Origin of the sequence: Rhizobium sp. BK379 (genome assembly GCF_014193955.1) — a bacterium.
In the GTDB taxonomy this organism is placed as follows: domain Bacteria; phylum Pseudomonadota; class Alphaproteobacteria; order Rhizobiales; family Rhizobiaceae; genus Rhizobium.
In genome coordinates this window covers 314,127-330,808 of sequence record NZ_JACIAD010000001.1, presented here as the reverse complement: position 1 = coordinate 330,808, position 16,682 = coordinate 314,127, and the positions used below count along the sequence as shown (strand labels likewise).

14 protein-coding genes and 1 pseudogene are annotated in these 16,682 nt (G+C 59.6%); 12 read left to right on the top strand and 3 right to left on the bottom strand.

Annotated features, from left to right (window positions below; genetic code table 11):
• Positions 1–107: 107 nt before the first annotated feature.
• A complete protein-coding gene (tmk, locus tag FHT93_RS01725) occupies positions 108–785 on the top strand; it encodes a dTMP kinase (RefSeq protein ID WP_113015899.1) in 678 nt (225 codons plus the stop codon).
• On the top strand, positions 778–1,803 hold the full coding sequence (locus tag FHT93_RS01720) for a DNA polymerase III subunit delta' (RefSeq protein WP_113015900.1): 1,026 nt from the start codon (positions 778–780) through the stop codon (positions 1,801–1,803). Before tmk ends, FHT93_RS01720 begins: the two co-directional genes overlap by 8 nt.
• A gap of 65 nt (positions 1,804–1,868) precedes the next feature.
• Here the strand turns inward: FHT93_RS01720 and FHT93_RS01715 are convergent, their stop codons facing one another.
• Complete coding sequence (locus FHT93_RS01715) at positions 1,869–2,657, bottom strand: sulfite exporter TauE/SafE family protein (protein WP_112968127.1); 789 nt, start codon at positions 2,655–2,657, stop codon at positions 1,869–1,871.
• Positions 2,658–2,889: 232 nt separating this feature from the next.
• Here FHT93_RS01715 and metG point away from each other — a divergent pair, with 232 nt between their 5' ends.
• Genes metG through FHT93_RS01700 form a run of 3 tightly spaced genes read left to right on the top strand, consistent with a single transcriptional unit; the run spans position 2,890 to position 6,044 of the window.
• Positions 2,890–4,440 carry a methionine--tRNA ligase gene (gene metG / locus FHT93_RS01710; RefSeq protein WP_183845952.1) on the top strand — a complete coding sequence of 517 codons (1,551 nt, stop codon included), beginning with the start codon at positions 2,890–2,892 and terminating at the stop codon, positions 4,438–4,440.
• 4 nt (positions 4,441–4,444) lie between these two features.
• Positions 4,445–5,227, top strand: coding sequence for a TatD family hydrolase (locus FHT93_RS01705; RefSeq protein ID WP_112543849.1), 783 nt, complete (start codon positions 4,445–4,447; stop codon positions 5,225–5,227).
• A 4-nt stretch (positions 5,228–5,231) separates the two neighbouring features.
• On the top strand, positions 5,232–6,044 hold the full coding sequence (locus tag FHT93_RS01700) for an MBL fold metallo-hydrolase (RefSeq protein WP_113117079.1): 813 nt from the start codon (positions 5,232–5,234) through the stop codon (positions 6,042–6,044).
• On the opposite strand, the gene FHT93_RS01695 is transcribed toward FHT93_RS01700, so the two are convergent.
• Positions 6,041–6,652 (bottom strand): TerC family protein, encoded by a 612-nt coding sequence (locus FHT93_RS01695; RefSeq protein ID WP_112543847.1) that lies wholly within the window; start codon positions 6,650–6,652, stop codon positions 6,041–6,043. The two genes, FHT93_RS01700 and FHT93_RS01695, sit on opposite strands and share 4 nt — an antisense overlap.
• Before the next feature lie 190 nt (positions 6,653–6,842).
• On the opposite strand from FHT93_RS01695, the gene FHT93_RS01690 reads away from it, so the two are divergent.
• From FHT93_RS01690 to FHT93_RS01680, 4 genes and pseudogenes are all read left to right on the top strand, one after another.
• Positions 6,843–7,511 (top strand): DUF2161 domain-containing phosphodiesterase, encoded by a 669-nt coding sequence (locus tag FHT93_RS01690; RefSeq protein WP_183845951.1) that lies wholly within the window; start codon positions 6,843–6,845, stop codon positions 7,509–7,511.
• Positions 7,512–7,623: 112 nt separating this feature from the next.
• A pseudogene (locus tag FHT93_RS35475) lies at positions 7,624–7,823 on the top strand (IS30 family transposase); the annotation flags it as partial.
• A gap of 208 nt (positions 7,824–8,031) precedes the next feature.
• On the top strand, positions 8,032–10,884 hold the full coding sequence (locus tag FHT93_RS01685; RefSeq protein WP_183845950.1) for a M16 family metallopeptidase: 2,853 nt from the start codon (positions 8,032–8,034) through the stop codon (positions 10,882–10,884).
• A 210-nt stretch (positions 10,885–11,094) separates the two neighbouring features.
• Positions 11,095–11,259, top strand: a complete 165-nt coding sequence (locus FHT93_RS01680) for a hypothetical protein (protein WP_162710070.1) — start codon at positions 11,095–11,097, stop codon at positions 11,257–11,259.
• On the opposite strand, the gene FHT93_RS01675 is transcribed toward FHT93_RS01680, so the two are convergent.
• Positions 11,223–11,705, bottom strand: a complete 483-nt coding sequence (locus FHT93_RS01675) for a phage regulatory CII family protein (protein WP_112543843.1) — start codon at positions 11,703–11,705, stop codon at positions 11,223–11,225. The two genes, FHT93_RS01680 and FHT93_RS01675, sit on opposite strands and share 37 nt — an antisense overlap.
• Positions 11,706–12,037: 332 nt before the next feature.
• Here FHT93_RS01675 and fdhA point away from each other — a divergent pair, with 332 nt between their 5' ends.
• The 3 genes from fdhA to FHT93_RS01660 all read left to right on the top strand — a co-directional run bounded on the left by fdhA (position 12,038) and on the right by FHT93_RS01660 (position 16,674).
• Positions 12,038–13,228, top strand: a complete 1,191-nt coding sequence (gene fdhA, locus FHT93_RS01670) for a formaldehyde dehydrogenase, glutathione-independent (protein ID WP_112543842.1) — start codon at positions 12,038–12,040, stop codon at positions 13,226–13,228.
• A gap of 660 nt (positions 13,229–13,888) precedes the next feature.
• Positions 13,889–16,237 carry a calcium-binding protein gene (locus FHT93_RS01665; protein WP_183845949.1) on the top strand — a complete coding sequence of 783 codons (2,349 nt, stop codon included), beginning with the start codon at positions 13,889–13,891 and terminating at the stop codon, positions 16,235–16,237.
• A 128-nt stretch (positions 16,238–16,365) separates the two neighbouring features.
• Entirely contained in the window at positions 16,366–16,674 is a 309-nt protein-coding gene (locus tag FHT93_RS01660) for a hypothetical protein (RefSeq protein WP_113148389.1), read from the top strand.
• The last annotated feature ends 8 nt before the right edge of the window (positions 16,675–16,682 follow it).

Genomic DNA, 16,682 nt, shown 5'->3' with positions numbered 1-16,682 from the left:
AATTTGCCGGGGAAGGCGAATATGTCGCCGCGGCAAAAGGTTTCGCTGCGCACTATCTTCGGATAGATAGAGAAAGAGCACGGCGCTCAGAATGCGGGAAAGTATCATTGTCATCCGGTAAGGGTTTGTTCGTTACGTTTGAAGGCGGAGAGGGCGCGGGCAAGTCCACGCAGATCCGCCGACTTGCCGAGGCATTGAAGGCCGATGGCCATGACGTGCTGCTGACCAGGGAACCGGGCGGTTCGCCAGGCGCGGAAGCTGTGCGCCATGTGCTGCTTTCAGGCGCTGCGGAAGCCTTCGGCACCCGCATGGAGGCGATCCTTTTTGCCGCTGCCCGCAATGATCATGTGGAAGAGATCATCCGCCCGGCGCTTTACACGGGCAAGATCGTGCTCTGCGACCGCTTCATGGATTCCTCGCGCGTCTATCAAGGCGTCACCGGCAATCTGGAACCTGATTTCATCGAGACGCTGCAGCGCATCGCCATCAACGGCGTGATGCCCGACTGTACGCTGATCCTCGATATTCCGGCCAAGCAGGGATTGGAGCGCGTCAGCAAGCGAAATGCCGACGGTCCCGACCGGTTCGAGAAGGAAACGCTCGAAACGCACGAGAAGCGCCGCGAGGCCTATCTGGACATCGCCGCGCGCGAGCCTGAACGCTGCCATGTCGTCAATGCCACGCAGACGGAAGAGGCGATCGCCGCGGAGATCGTTACCATCGTCAGGCAATTGCTGAAACCATCAGCCGAAGTTCGGATGCCGGAAGCGGCCCATCATGAGTGAGGAGAGGCCCGGTCTGCTCGACGGCGCCATATGGCCAGCCGAGAATACGAAGCTCTTCGGCCATGAAGAGGCAGAGGATTTCCTGGCGCAATTCTACCGCTCGGGCAAAGGACATCATGCAATCCTGCTCGAGGGGCCGGAGGGCATCGGCAAGGCGACGCTGGCCTTCCGCTTCGCCAATCACGTTCTGTCGCATCCCGATCCCGCGGCCGCACCGCAGCGCATTGCCGATCCGGATCCGGCCTCGGCCGTCAGCCGACAGATCGCCTCGGGAGCCTCACACAATCTCCTGCATCTTTCCCGCCCTGTCGACGAGAAGACCGGCAAGGTCAAATCGGCAATCACCATCGACGAAGTGCGCCGGGCCGGCAAATTCTTCTCGCAAACCTCAGGCACGGGCAACTGGCGTATCGTCATCATCGATCCCGCCGACGACATGAACCGGAATGCGGCAAACGCCATTCTGAAGATCCTTGAGGAGCCGCCGAAGCGCGCAATGTTCCTCGTTCTTTCACATGCGCCGGGCAAGCTGCTGCCGACGATCCGCTCGCGCTGCCTGCCGCTGAAGCTTGCACCGCTCGACGATCGCGCCCTTGTTTCAGCCCTAGCCCATCTCGGCATCGAGGGGGAGGGGCAGGCACTGCTCTCTGCCGCAAAGGGCAGTGTCGGTGAGGCTCTGAAACTGCTGAACTATGGCGGCGGCGAGATCATCCAGGCCTATAACGAGGTTCTGTCCTCCGAGGGACCTGCGGCACGAAAGGCCATGCATCGGCTTGCGGATGCACTTTCCGGCAGGGAAGCCGAGACGATCTTCGATTTCTTCGTCAGCCATGTCGGCGATGACGTGATGAACCGCGCGCGCCTTGCTGCCGTCGAGGGACAAATCGCGGCGGCCGACCGCCTTGCGCGGCTCTATTCCGAAATCACGGAGAAACTGACCATCTCCGGCGCTTACAATCTCGATCGCAAGCAGACGATCATGGAAGTGCTTTCCGAGATCAAGCAACCCCGCGCCTGAAGCGTCTTTGTTTTTACACAGTTGCGAACGCGAAACCGCCGCACAGCTTGCAGGAATTGCTCCGGTCAGCCCGTCAACAGTTTCCAGGCGACAATCGCCAACGTAATGGCGAGCACAATGCGGATGGTGCGTTCGTGCAGTTTGGGCGCAAGCAGGCTGCCGAGGATGATGCCGGGAATGGAACCGACGAGCAGGGCAAGGAGCATAGCCCAGTCGATCTCTCCAATGAACCAGTATCCCATACCGCCGATCAGGGTGAGCGGCACGGCGTGGACGATATCCGAACCGACGATCTCACGCACGTCGAGCCTGGGGTAGAGGATCAGCAGGATCGTCACGCCCAGAGCGCCGGCGCCGACCGATGTCAGCGTGACGAGCACACCGAGCACGAAGCCCAGAACGACGGTGAAGGCGACGATGCTTGCCGGCTTCGGCGGCATGCGCTCACCGATGGCACGACGAGCGAATTCAAGGATCTGACTGCGGAAAATCAGCATGATTGCGGTCATGACCAGCAGCCAGCCGAGCGCGGTGGTGATGGTATTCGTGACGCCAATGCTTTTACGGTCGACGCCGGCCATGAGCCAGAGCATCGACAGCGCGGCGGGCACGCTGCCGGCCGCCAGACTGCCGACGATCTTCCAGTTGACGCGTCCATGCATGCCGTGAACAGCCGTGCCGGCCGTCTTGGTGATTGCTGCATAGAGAAGGTCGGTCCCGACGGCGGTTGCCGGGTGGACACCGAAAAGGAGCACGAGCAGGGGCGTCATCAGCGAACCGCCGCCGACGCCGGTGATCCCGACCAATGCTCCCACCATGAGACCGGACAGGGAATAGAGAGGCTCGAACGTCAAATATGCGCCTCCGAAGGCGCGCGGCCGTGACTGTTCCGATCAATGAAAAATGGCACTTCGCGTCTGTCCCACCCCGTTGCCGGACAAGGGGTAGATGGCGCCCGAACGTGAGTCAAGTTCGAGGCCTAGTGTCCGTGAAATCGTAGGCGGCTGCCAAACTTGATGTTTCGCTTGTGCGAGACATGCGCTAAGAGCGGCGGACGATTTATAGAGTAAGCCGGAATTGGCCGCCATGACAGACAAGACCCCCTTCTACATCACGACCGCGATCTCCTATCCCAACGGCAAGCCGCATATCGGCCATGCCTACGAGCTGATTGCGACCGATGCCATGGCGCGCTACCAGCGCCTCGACGGCAAGGATGTCTTCTTCCTGACGGGGACTGACGAACACGGCCAGAAGATGCAGCAGACGGCGCGCGCCGAAGGTATCACGGCGCAGGCGCTTGCAGACCGCAATTCCGGTGAATTCCAGGCGATGGCGAAGCTGCTCAATGCTTCGAACGACGACTTCATCCGCACCACGCAGGAGCGTCACCACGAGACTTCGCGCAACATCTGGAACCTGATGGCCGACAACGGCGATGTCTACAAGGATTCCTACGCCGGCTGGTACTCGGTGCGCGACGAAGCCTATTACCAGGAAAACGAAACCGAGTTGCGCGCCGACGGCGTGCGCTACGGACCGCAAGGCACGCCGGTCGAATGGGTAGAAGAGGCAAGCTACTTCTTCAAGCTCTCCGAATATCAGGACCGGCTGCTGAAGCACTATGAGGAGAACCCCGATTTCATCGGCCCGGCCGAGCGCCGCAACGAGGTGATCTCCTTCGTCAAGTCAGGCCTCAAGGATCTGTCGATTTCACGCACGACCTTCGACTGGGGTATCAAGGTACCGAACGATCCGGCCCATGTCATGTATGTCTGGGTCGACGCGCTGACCAACTACATCACTGCTACAGGCTATATCGAAGACCGCAACGGACCGCGGGCGAAATACTGGCCGGCCGACGTGCATATCATCGGCAAGGACATCATCCGTTTCCATGCCGTGTACTGGCCGGCCTTCCTGATGTCGGCGAAGCTGCCGCTGCCGAAGCGCGTCTTCGCCCACGGCTTCCTGCTCAACAAGGGCGAGAAGATGTCGAAGTCGCTCGGCAATGTCGTCGATCCCGTCAATCTGGTGAACCATTTCGGTCTCGACCAGGTGCGCTACTTCTTCCTGCGCGAAGTCTCCTTTGGACAGGACGGCAGCTACAGCGAAGAGGCGATCGGCACGCGTATCAATTCCGATCTTGCCAACGGCATCGGCAATCTTGCCAGCCGCTCGTTGTCGATGATCTTCAAGAATTGCGACGGCAAGATCCCGGAATGCGGACCGCTGACAGATGAGGACAAGGCGATGCTGGCCCAGGCCGATGCGCTGCATGCCTCGACAAGCGAAGACATGGGCAAGCAGCTCATTCACCGCGCGTTGGCCTCTATCATTACCGTCGTCTCCGAAACCGACCGCTACTTCGCCGGTCAGCAGCCTTGGGCGCTCAAGAAGACCGATCCGGCGCGCATGGGTACGGTGCTCTATGTAACCGCAGAAGTGGTGCGCCAGATCGCGATCCTGCTGCAGCCCTTCGTGCCGGAATCGGCCGGCAAGCTGCTCGATCTCGTGGCCGCACCTGTGGACAAGCGTGACTTCGCTAGCCTCGGTGAAACGGGCCGTCTCGTGCCAGGAACACCGATCGAGGCGCCGACGCCGGTCTTCCCGCGCTACGTGGCTCCGGAGGCTTAAAGCCGTGCTGGTCGATACGCATTGCCATCTGGACTTTGCCGATTTCGATGCGGAGCGCGACGAGATCGTTTCACGTGCCCATGGGGCCGGTGTGGCGCAGATGGTGACGATCTGCACCCGCGTGCGCAAGCTCGACGGACTGCTCGCCATCACCGAGAAATATCCTTCCGTCTTCTGTTCGGTCGGCACGCATCCCAACAATGCGGGCGACGAACTGGATATCCAGACGGAAGATCTCGTTCGGCTCGCCAATGAACATCCGAAGGTCGTCGCGATCGGCGAGGCTGGCCTCGACTATTTCTATGACACGCAGAAGCCGGAGGACCAGCAGACCGGTTTTCGCCGCCATATTGCCGCTGCCCGGGAAACACAGCTTCCGCTCGTCATCCATAGCCGCAGCGCCGATGCAGACATGGCGGCGATCCTGACCGAGGAGACAGGGAAGGGCGCCTTCCCCTTCATCCTGCATTGCTTCTCGGCCGGTCCGGAGCTTGCAAAGACTGGCGTCGAGCTCGGCGGCTATATCTCCTTCTCGGGCATCCTGACCTTTCCGAAATCCGAAGAGCTGCGCGAGATCGCAAAGACCATTCCGCACGACCGGCTGCTTGTCGAAACCGATGCGCCGTATCTGGCGCCCAAGCGCTGGCGCGGCAAGCGCAACGAGCCGTCATACGTCGTGAATACGGCCGAGGTACTGGCCGATACGATCGGCCTTCCCTACGAGGAAGTCGCACGGTTCACGACTGACAACGCTTTCCGCCTGTTTTCAAAGATGCCGAGGATCTAGCGGCGTGATACGGCGGCTGCGGTTCACCATTCTCGGCTGTTCGTCGTCGCCCGGTGTGCCGCGCATTACCGGTGACTGGGGTGCCTGCAACCCCAACAATCCGAAGAATAAGAGAACACGCGCAGCCTTTATGGTTCAGCAGTTTTCGGCCAGTGGCGCGGCAACGACTGTCGTTATCGACACAGGTCCGGATTTTCGCGAGCAGATGATCAGGGCAGGGGTCGATCATGTGGACGCTGTCCTCTACACGCATCCGCATGCCGACCATATTCACGGCATCGACGATCTGCGCGGCTATTTCCACAATACCCGCCGCCGCGTGCCGATCTTTGCCGACCAGTTCACCATGGGCAGGTTGCGGGAAGCATTCGGCTACTGCCTGGAAACGCCGCCGGGCAGCAATTATCCGCCGATCGTGCTGCCAATCGTGATCGAGGATCTGGAAAAGCCCGTTGAAATCCATGGGCCGGGCGGAACGATCGCCTTCATGCCGCATCTGCAACAGCATGGCGATATCCATTCGCTCGGCTTCCGCATCGGGAATGTGGCTTATTGCAGCGACGTCAGCGATTTTCCGCCACAAACGGTGGAGAAGCTGCAAAACCTCGACATGCTGATCATCGATGCCCTGCAATATGCCTACCACCCCAGCCATCTCTCACTGGAACAGTCGCTGGACTGGATCGAGCGGCTAAGGCCGAAACGGGCAATCCTGACGCATATGCATACGCCGCTCGATTATGACGTGGTTATGGCTGAAACGCCGGACCATGTGGTGCCGGCGTTCGATCAGATGAGCTTCGAAGTCGAGCTCTAGGCGCCGATAAAAGGCGCGACTTCGAGATATCCGCGATGGATCATGTCGAGTGCAACATAGAGAATGATCAGCAGGCCGACATAGGCGATCCAGCGATGTTTGTTGAGCAGGCGGGCGATAAAGTTCGCGGCGATGCCCATTAGCGCAATGGAAAGACCGAGGCCCAGCACCAGCACGCTCGGATGTTCGCGAGCGGCGCCGGCAACGGCAAGAACATTGTCCAGCGACATGGAAACGTCGGCGATGACGATCTGTGTCGCAGCCTGAAAGAAGGTCTTCCTCGGCGCAGCTGCGCCAGCCTCGGCCGCATGTTCTTCACCATGGCCGGCACGCAGCTCACGCCACATCTTCCAGCAGACCCAGAGCAGCAACAGGCCGCCGGCGAGCAGCAATCCGACGATTGCCAGCAGATAGACGGCCACGGATGCGAACAGGATGCGGAGCACCGTTGCCGCCAGAATGCCGACAATGATTGCCTTGCGACGCTGCGTGGCTTCCAGGCCGGCAGCAGCAAGGCCGATGACGACGGCATTGTCGCCGGCGAGAACAAGGTCGATAGCAATGACCTGCAGCAGAGCCGTCAAACCGGCCGCTGTGAAAATATCCATATTGAATTACCCCCGGAATACGCTTCGAGCGTGCTAGCGTCTTGAGGGTTTTCCGTCAACCTTGGAAGGGATGCGATAATGCCCATCCACGCTATCCCAGGCAATCCGGCTCATGGCAATCGATGCGGTGTCCCGTATCAGCGGATCGATGTAGATTATGGAACGATTCTCTTCTTCGATCTGCAGGCCCATGGAAACTTCGCTTTATCTGCCCGTGAAAGGCTTTCTCGAAAAGGTAGGTTATGTCGTCAAGGGCGAAGTCGCCGGCTGCGATCTCGTCGGCCTGAGCGATGACGATCCGCCTGTTGTCGTCGTCTGCGAGCTGAAGATGAGCTTCAATCTGGAGCTCATTCTGCAGGCCGTCGATCGCGCGGCCGTATCTGACGAAGTCTGGATCGCGGCGCGAATTTCAGCCAAGGGCAAAGGCCGGGAAGCAGACAAACGCTACCGCGACCTTTGCCGGCGGCTTGGCATCGGCATGCTCGGGATTTCGGACACCGGCGACGTCAGCGTCATTGTCGGCTCCGTGTCACCGATGCCGCGGACCAATCCGAAGCGACGCTCGAGGCTGATGCGCGAGCACCAGAAACGGCGCGGAGATCCGGCGCTTGGCGGCAGTACGCGCGCTCCGGTCATGACGGCATATCGCCAGCAGGCGCTTGGCTGCGCAGCAGCACTGGCATCAGGTCCGTTGCGCGTACGTGACATCCGATCCGGCGTGCCGGAGGCTGGCAAGATCCTGCTGTCCAATGTCTATGGCTGGTTCGAACGGCTCGACAGAGGCGTCTACGGTCTGACGGAGGCCGGACGCGACGCATTGCAGCGGTGGCCGCAGCCGGAGATGCAGGCGGCGCAGTAGTGGGCTAGCATTAGGTGTGATGTGGTTTGGGCATCTGTTTTAGTTCCATAATCTATCTTATGCGATCTCCGTGCAGGGAGGGGTACATTCTATTTCCAAGTGCGACCTGCCAATGATTTCATTGACCCTCGCCGACCGTCGACGGCGCAAGATCGCCCGCTGGCGAATGGCTGGCCTAGATATCGAAATCATTGGCGGGAAGCCCGGACGGCATCGATCTACGATCTTTCGTGAGTTCAAGCGCAACACATTCGTCGACAAGCTGATTCCGGATCTCAATGGCTGCTACTGTGTGACAGCGCATGAATGGCTTGAGAACGGCGGGCTGAACTCCGGAAGCTGGTACGTTTCTCGCAGGTAAAGTCGAAGTCCGACCGACCTTCCTCAAATTTTCCTGATTTTATAGATAGGTGCATTTTTTCAACTCTTATCCATGACGGAAAATAGACGTTGATGCGAGTCGCGACCTGTCTGATAGTCCGGCCGAAGTCAAACACCCCGTGCCCGGCACCAGGACAAAATGCCCCTTAAATATATGAAATTTCCTATCCTTTCCAAACTCCTGGCAGCGGCCTCGCTTGCCGCACTCTTCATCTCAGGCTCGCCGGCCCTTGCGGAAAATCCATCCGCGCCGTGGCCGCAGACGATCAGCGACCTGCCGGCCGAACCCGGCATTCGCTTCGGCACGCTCGAAAACGGTATGCGGTTTGCGATTATGCGCAATGCCACGCCAACGGGACAAGCGGCCATCCGTTTCCGGATTGGCGCCGGCTCGCTGGACGAGAGAGATGACCAGCAGGGGCTTGCGCATTTCCTCGAGCATATGGCTTTCAAGGGCTCGACGCATGTCGGACAGGACGAGATGATCCGTATCCTGCAGCGCAAGGGCCTGGCCTTCGGGCCTGATACCAACGCCAACACCTCCTATGACGAGACCGTCTATTCGCTCGATCTGCCCGAGGTTGACGCGGATACGATTTCCACCGGCCTGATGCTGATGCGCGAGACGGCAAGCGAGCTGACGTTCGATGCCGGCGCCTTCGACCGCGAGCGCGGCGTCATCCTTTCGGAAGAGCGGCTGCGCGACACGCCGCAATACCGCGCGGCGATCGGCGTCACGAATTCCATGCTCGCCGGCCAGCGCGTGACGATGCGCGCGCCGATCGGCAAGGTCGACATCATCAGCAATGCCCCTGTCGATCTGCTGCGTGATTTTTACCATGCGAATTATCGGCCCGATCGCGCCACGCTGATCGTGGTGGGCGATGTCGATCCCGCTGCCATGGAACTGGAGATCAGGCAGCGCTTTGGCGACTGGAAGGTTGCCATCCCTGCCCCGCCAAAGCCCGATCTCGGCACGCTGAAGCCGAAAAGCGAAAGCGCCGAGGTCATCGCGGTTCCGGGCGGCACAACGAATGTTCAGATCGCCTGGACGCGGCCCTATGATGCTTCGCCTGACACTTTTGCCAAGCGTCGCCAGCAGCTGGTCGAAGATCTCGGTCTGCTGGTACTCAAACGTCGACTAGGCGCCATGGCCAACAGGGCCAATGCTCCCTTCATCAGCGCTGCCGTCGGCTCTCAGGACCTTTTCGACTCGGCCCATATCGTTGTCGTCACGGCAAATTCCGAGACGGACAAATGGCAGCAGGCGCTCGCGGCCATCGATCAGGAACAGCGCCGTTTCCAGCAATTCGGCGCCGAGCAGGCCGAGCTCGACCGGGAAATCGTCGAATATCGCTCTCTCCTTGAAGCGGCGGCCGCCGGTGCTGCGACGCGCACGAGCACCGACATCGCCTCCATGCTGGCGAGCAGCGTGGACGACAATGAGGTCTTCACCTCCCCCGCGGAAGATCTTTCGATGTTCGAGACGATCACCAAGGGGCTGACAGCGGCCGAGGTCAACGAGGTTGTCGCGCGTGTCTTTTCCGGGAACGGCCCGCAGCTCGTCCTGCAGACTGCTCAAGCGCCAAAAGGCGGCGCCAGCGACATCAGGCAGGCATATGACGCTTCCCGTGCCGTTCCGGTCACCGCGCCGTCCGCCGCAGCGGCGGTCGTCTGGCCCTATACCCATTTCGGCGAACCCGGCGCTGTTGTCGAACGCCGCGTTGTCGAGGATCTCGGCCTGACCATGGTGCGTTTTGCCAACGGCGTGCGGCTGACCATCAAGCCGACCAAGCTGCGCGCCAACGAAGTGCTGGTACGCGAGGATATTGGTCACGGCCGGCTGGGACTGCCGAATGACCGTCCCCTGCCGATCTGGACATCACCGGCCGTGGTCCTGTCGGGCACCAAGGCAATGGATTACCCGGATTTACAGAAAGCGCTGGCCGCCAAAATCGCCGGCATCGACTTCTCGGTGGATGACAGCTCCTTCCAGTTCACCGGCCAGACACAGACGGGGGATCTGGCGACGCAACTGCAGATCATGGCCGCCTACACTTCCGATCCCACCTACCGGCCGGAAGTTTTCAAGCGCGTCCGGCAAGCCTATTTGAACAACCTCGATCAGTATGAGGCGACGCCAGGGGCCGTCATCGGCCGCGATTTCGCAGGCCTTGTGCATTCCGGCGACCCGCGCTGGACTTTCCCGGACAGGGCGCAATTGTCCGCCACGAAACTGGAAGATTTCGAAGCGCTGTTCCGGCCGCAAATTTCCGCAGGCCCGATCGATATCACCATTGTCGGCGACATAACGGCGGACGAAGCAATCCGTCTGACGGCTGAAACCTTCGGGGCTTTGCCGGCTCGCCCGGATGCGACAACAGACAACATTGCAAACGATGTGCGTTTCCCCGCCCCCACCGAAAAACCCGTCATGCGGACTCATAACGGCCGGAGCGACAACGCCGCGGCGATCGTCGCTGCCCCCGTTGGCGATATGCTCTCGGACATGCAGCGGGGCTTTGTCGCCAACATCGCCGGCCAGATCTTCGAAAACAGGCTGATCGACCAGTTCCGGATTGCCGAAGGTGCGACCTACAGTCCGCAGGGCGCGATGGATCTGTCGTGGGACATTCCAGGCTACGGCTACGCCTATCTCTATGTCGAGACAACGCCGGACAAGGTCGAGAATTTCTATGCGCTCGTGGACAAGATCGCTAATGACCTCAGATCGAAGGATGTCTCGCCGGACGAACTGGTCAGGGCTCGCGCACCGATTATCGAGACGTTGAAACACCAGCAGCAGAGCAACGAATATTGGGTGCAATATCTGAACGGCGCTCAAACGGACCCTCGCCGTCTGGAACGGATACGCGACAATCTTGCCGGCTATGACAAAGTCACCGCCGAGGACATTCGCCAGTTTGCCACGACCTACTTCCAGCCGGACAAGTTCTGGAAATTCGAGGTACTTCCGGCAGCGGTTCGATAGGTTTGAAGACTGGATCCCGAAGCGAGCTGTCGCTTCGGGATCTGTTCCGATCCTGCTCGTCGGCCTGCGTAAAAACGACAGGATCGTTTTGATGGCGAAGCTCGGTCAGGCCGGTTAGATGCGTAAGCAAAAATCACCGGCTTTCGCATGTCTTCCGACCATTCTCGTCCCCTCCAGGAATATGCACGCATTGTGCGCCAGAAAAACCTCTTGAAACTTCGGCTTCTTTCCGTGGAACGGCAGCTGGCGACCGCTGGCGGCGCCAGGAAGTCCTTCCTTGAGGAGACGCGCCTGACGATCATCGAGGCGATGCTCTCGCTCGAGGAAGAGGGTGAAGCCTATCTTTTACTGATGCGCAAGGACGGCCCGGCATAGGCGCCGTTGAGAGAGAGGCGAAGGGATGCAAGCGCCCTCTCCGCATCCTCGATTTCCTTGAGCACCAGTCGCTGCTTGCGGTGATCCATCCCGCCTCCCGCAAGTGCGGCATCCACAATTTCGAGCACGTCCGTCGCCTCGATGACCACGCGCGTGGCGCCCCGCTGCAGCGACCCGGCAGGCTGCTGCTGTTGCCAGTCGGAAGAACGCTCCGCCGCAACAAAGATACTTTTCTCGAACAGATAGGATGCCAAGCGGGGATCCGGCACGACTTCCAGCAGATTTTGGATTTCCTCTGCGGAAAAACATGTTCGGCTGATCAGACGTGAGTGAAAGGCCGCATAATTCATGCCCAACGCGGTCGCGACGACCTCTACCGGATAGGCCTTCTCCACGATCAGGATAGTGTAGACGATGTCTGCGAAGGCACGGCCGCGCTGCGTCATGATGGCCCCCAGGCTCTATCCCTGCAACTATAGCGGAAGCCACGTCAAAAGGGAGCTACCGTTTTGATATTGTATCCGTCACGACGGTGCTAATGCGGCGCCCTGGCAGGATGCACCCCGCCTGCCGGGGAAAGGCCACCTGTCTTCGAGTCCGCCGAAGCGGGTGGCCGGACCGCATCGAGCGCCCTGCCCTTTGACCCGGTTTTGCGGTTTCCGCCCGCAAGGCGTCGCTTTCGGGACGGCGCTCAGAACTTTCTGGTCTACTCTGTGACAGGCAACCGCTGCGGGAGGAGCTGCTGGCGCGTTGCTGCATTTCAACGGAGGAGACGGAAATGAGCAAGAACCGTGGCGTCGTCTACTTGCGGCCCGGAAAAGTGGAAGTCCGCGACATTGACGATCCGAAACTCGAGGCACCGGACGGGCGTCGTATCGAACATGGCGTCATCCTGAAGGTCATCTCCACCAATATCTGCGGTTCCGACCAGCACATGGTCCGTGGCCGCACCACAGCCATGCCGGGTCTGGTGCTAGGACATGAAATTACCGGCGAGATCATCGAAAAAGGCATCGACGTCGAAATGCTCGATGTCGGGGACATCGTCTCCGTGCCCTTCAATGTTGCCTGCGGGCGCTGCCGCTGCTGCAAATCACAGGACACCGGCGTCTGCCTGACGGTCAATCCGTCGCGGGCCGGCGGCGCCTACGGCTATGTCGACATGGGCGGCTGGATCGGCGGCCAGGCCCGTTATGTCACGATCCCCTATGCCGATTTCAACCTCTTGAAAATCCCCGATCGCGACAAGGCGATGGCCAAGATCCGTGATCTCACCATGCTTTCCGACATCCTGCCGACCGGATTCCACGGTGCCGTCAGGGCCGGCGTCGGCGTCGGCTCCACCGTCTATGTCGCAGGTGCCGGCCCGGTCGGCCTCGCAGCGGCGGCATCCGCCCGTATCCTCGGCGCGGCCGTCGTCATGATCGGCGACTTCAACAAGGATCGCCTCGCCCATGCCAGCCGCGTCGGCTTCGAGGCCATCGATCTCTCGAAGAGCGACCGTCTCGGAGACATGATCGCAGAGGTGGTCGGCACTAATGAAGTGGATAGCGCCATCGATGCCGTCGGCTTCGAAGCACGTGGACATTCCGGCGGCGAGCAGCCGGCGATCGTTCTGAACCAGATGATGGAAATCACCCGTGCCGCAGGCTCCATCGGCATTCCCGGCCTCTATGTCACGGAGGATCCGGGCGCGGTGGACAATGCGGCCAAGCAGGGCAGCCTGTCGTTGCGTTTCGGTCTCGGCTGGGCCAAGGCGCAGTCCTTCCACACCGGTCAGACACCTGTGCTCAAATATAACCGCCAGCTCATGCAGGCGATCCTGCACGACCGGCTGCCCATTGCCGATATCGTCAATGCCAAGGTGATCTCGCTTGAGGATGCCGCCCAGGGTTATGAGAGCTTCGACCAGGGTGCTGCGACAAAATTCGTTCTCGACCCGCATGGCGCAATTGCCAAAGCGGCGTGATCGATACGATGTGCCGGGGCGGAAACGCCCCCGGCATTCCCTATGGGTAATAAGATCGACCGTGCCTCCCCTACATCCTCGCCAGCCAACGACTGTTGACAGAATGTATGGCTGATCTGATCCATCAGCGGCGTCGTCACGCATGAAATGACGGAGCAATCCGCGACTTTGATGAAGACCTCCGCCGACACCTGAATAGAGCGCGATGTGGGCGAGCTCTTGCGAGCTTGCCGGTTCCGGCTTGATGAGCACTGGAGCGTAATCTGCGTCGCCGTGCTGCGCGGCCACTACATCGGGTCGAATCGACACGACCTCGCCTTCAATTCCGGCATCACCCCTGACCGTAAGCATTGATGCGGACACCGGCCCTCCGGCCGAGCACGATATCATCGATATCGCCTGCGGCGTTCTTCCGCTCTGCGACCAAGCCTTATCGCTTTGGGCAACAAGGCTCTTCCCGCCGCTCCGACAGCCGAGATGCCGAGTCCGCAAATATCGGATCGCCTCCAACGCAGCGCTTAGCAATCATATTGCGAACAATACAATATGGTTAACGCGATCATAACTTTGGCGGATTCTACTGTAAATCAGGCCCTACTTTTGAAGGGAATCACTATACCATCGAAGTAATGTTTTCTACTTCCAGGCGAGGAGGATGAAATGGCCCAAGCTACTAGGATTACTGACGTTATCGATTCATTCGGGATCGACACACATATCGACTACACCGACGGGAAATATTCCAATATCGCGGAAGTTGTTAAAGCCCTGGGCTACCTTGGTCTCGACACAGTTCGAGATCATGCCCCTACCCCTGTCTCCGACCCCTACGGTCAAGGTCATCTTGGGGATGCGGCCGATGCGGGTGTCAAATTCGTTTTTGTTTCCGGGCGAGATGACACTCCCGCCACCGTCGTCCAGCGGCTGCATGCCTTCGTCGAAGCGCATCCGGGCTCGATCGTCGGCATCGAAGGCCCGAACGAGGTCAACAACTGGCCGGTGGCTTATAAAGGTCTGTCGGGAGAGGCTGCGGCAGTTGCCTACCAGAAGGACCTGTTCAATGCAGTCAATGCCGATCCGCTGTTGAAGGACATTCCGGTTCTCGGCTTTACCGGTTACACGGTTGCCTCTTCCAACGATTACACGACGATCCACACCTATGCGAAAGAGGGCGACCAGCCCTTCTCCTGGCTCTCGCGTGAATCCGGTAACCAGATGCAGGCCGATCCCGGCAAGCCGCTTACCATCACCGAGATCGGCTATCACACATCGCTGACCGCCGATACCAACGGCGGATGGGAAGGCGTCGACGAGACGACGCAGGCAAAACTGCTTCTCAACACTCTGATGGACGGCGCCTTTCTGGGATCCAAGGGAACCTTCATCTACCAGCTTCTCGATGCCTATTCGGATCCGCAGGGTTCCGATCAGGAAAAGCATTTCGGGCTGTTTCGCCTGGATTACACGCCGAAACCGGCAGCAATGGCGATCCACAATCTGACCGAAATTCTCGAAGACGACGGCGCGACCCAGGCGAGCTTCAATCCGGGCACGCTCAATTATTCCATCAACGGACTGCCTTCCACGGCGCGCAGCTACCTGACGGAGAAATCCGACGGAAGCTACCAGATCATCATCTGGAACGAGCCGGATATATGGAACCAGACGACCGACAAGGCGATCCAGGCGGCTGCGACCAACGTCAGCGTCAACCTGGGCGGAGCTTTCGGGACCGTGCAGGTCTACGACCCGCTGGCGGGCGATACGCCGGTCAAAAGCTTCAGCAACATATCCTCGCTCAACCTGGACGTTGTCGACCATCCCATCATTATCAACATAGCCGCAGATAGCGGCGCCCGTCCGGAACCCGGCCACATCTATGGCGGCACCGGAGACGACACGTTTACGGTCACCTCCCCGACCGACATTGTCGATGAAAGCCGCGGCGGCGGAACCGATACCGTCATGTCATCGATCAGCTTCAGTCTGGCCGATGCCGCACATGCGATCGGCGCCATCGAAAACCTGACCCTGACCGGCAACGCCAATATCAACGCGACTGGCAACAACCTTGCCAATATTCTCGTCGGCAACTACGGAGCCAACGTACTGGATGGCGGCACGGGCGCAGACACCATGAAGGGCGGTGGTGGTGACGATACCTATATCGTCGACAACATCAATGATGTGGTCATCGAGGCTGGCGGCTCCGGCAAGGACACCATCAAGTCCTATGTCTCCCTCAGCCTGATGGACAAGGACCACGTGACCGGAACTGTCGAAAACCTGACCTTGTTGGGTGCCGACGACATCAATGCGACCGGCAATGTCATGAACAACGTTCTGACAGGCAATTCCGGCGACAATTATTTCGATGGCGGCAGAGGCGAAGACCGAATGATCGGCGGCCTTGGCAACGACACGTATAAGGTGGATTCGGCGGGCGACATCGTCGACGAGACGGGCGGCGGTGGCATCGACACCGTCAATGCCTCCATATCCTTCTATCTTGAGAATGCCCTTGGAACAGTTGAAAACCTGACGCTTACAGGCTCATCGGCGATCAATGCCACAGGTAGCGGCGAAAATAACGTGCTGACCGGCAACAATGCAGCCAATACCCTGTCGGGTGGCGCAGGAAACGACAAGCTCATCGGCGGCAACGGCAACGATGTCCTGAACGGCGGAGCTGGAGCCGATACTTTCGTCTTCGACTTCAAGCCCAGCGCTTACAACAACATCGACAAGATCGAAGACTTCTCGGAAAGCACCGGTGACAAGATCGTGCTCGATCACGAGATTTTCACCGCCATCGATCCAGCGAGTTTTTCGGCCGAAAACTTCGTGCTCGGCACCAAGGCTTTGGATTCGAACGACCGTCTGATCTACGACCAGACAACGGGAAAGCTATTCTACGATGCAGATGGAAGCGGGCGCGGCGCGGCCGTACAGATCGCGACACTCTCCAATCTGGCGGCACTTCATCACGATGATTTCCTGTTCATCTGACATCCGACCCTGACGTCTTCAAGCGGCGATCCTGGATGGGGCTCCATTTTCGGAGCCCCTTTTTCTTGTCCTGCGCCGGTCCTGCCCAACATTGTCAGCAGGATCCCATCAGCCGAGCGGAGAGACCGTTGCCCTGGACTGCCTACATCATTCATTTCATCGCCGCCGCATTCCTGACCAATGGCATGCCACATTTCGTCAATGGCGTCAGCGGCCGACCTTTTCGCACACCTTTCGCTCGCCTGCAGGGGGCGAAGCTCAGTTCTCCGGCCACCAATGTCATCTGGGGCTGGTTCAATTTCCTCGTCGCCTTCCTGCTCTTTGCCAATATCGGGCCGCTTTATATCGGGACGCCGGGCGACACTGTTTTTGTAGCAGCCGGCGTTCTCGTAACCGGCGTTCTCCTAGCGCGGATCTTCGAGCGGTATGATGCCTGACAAGTCGC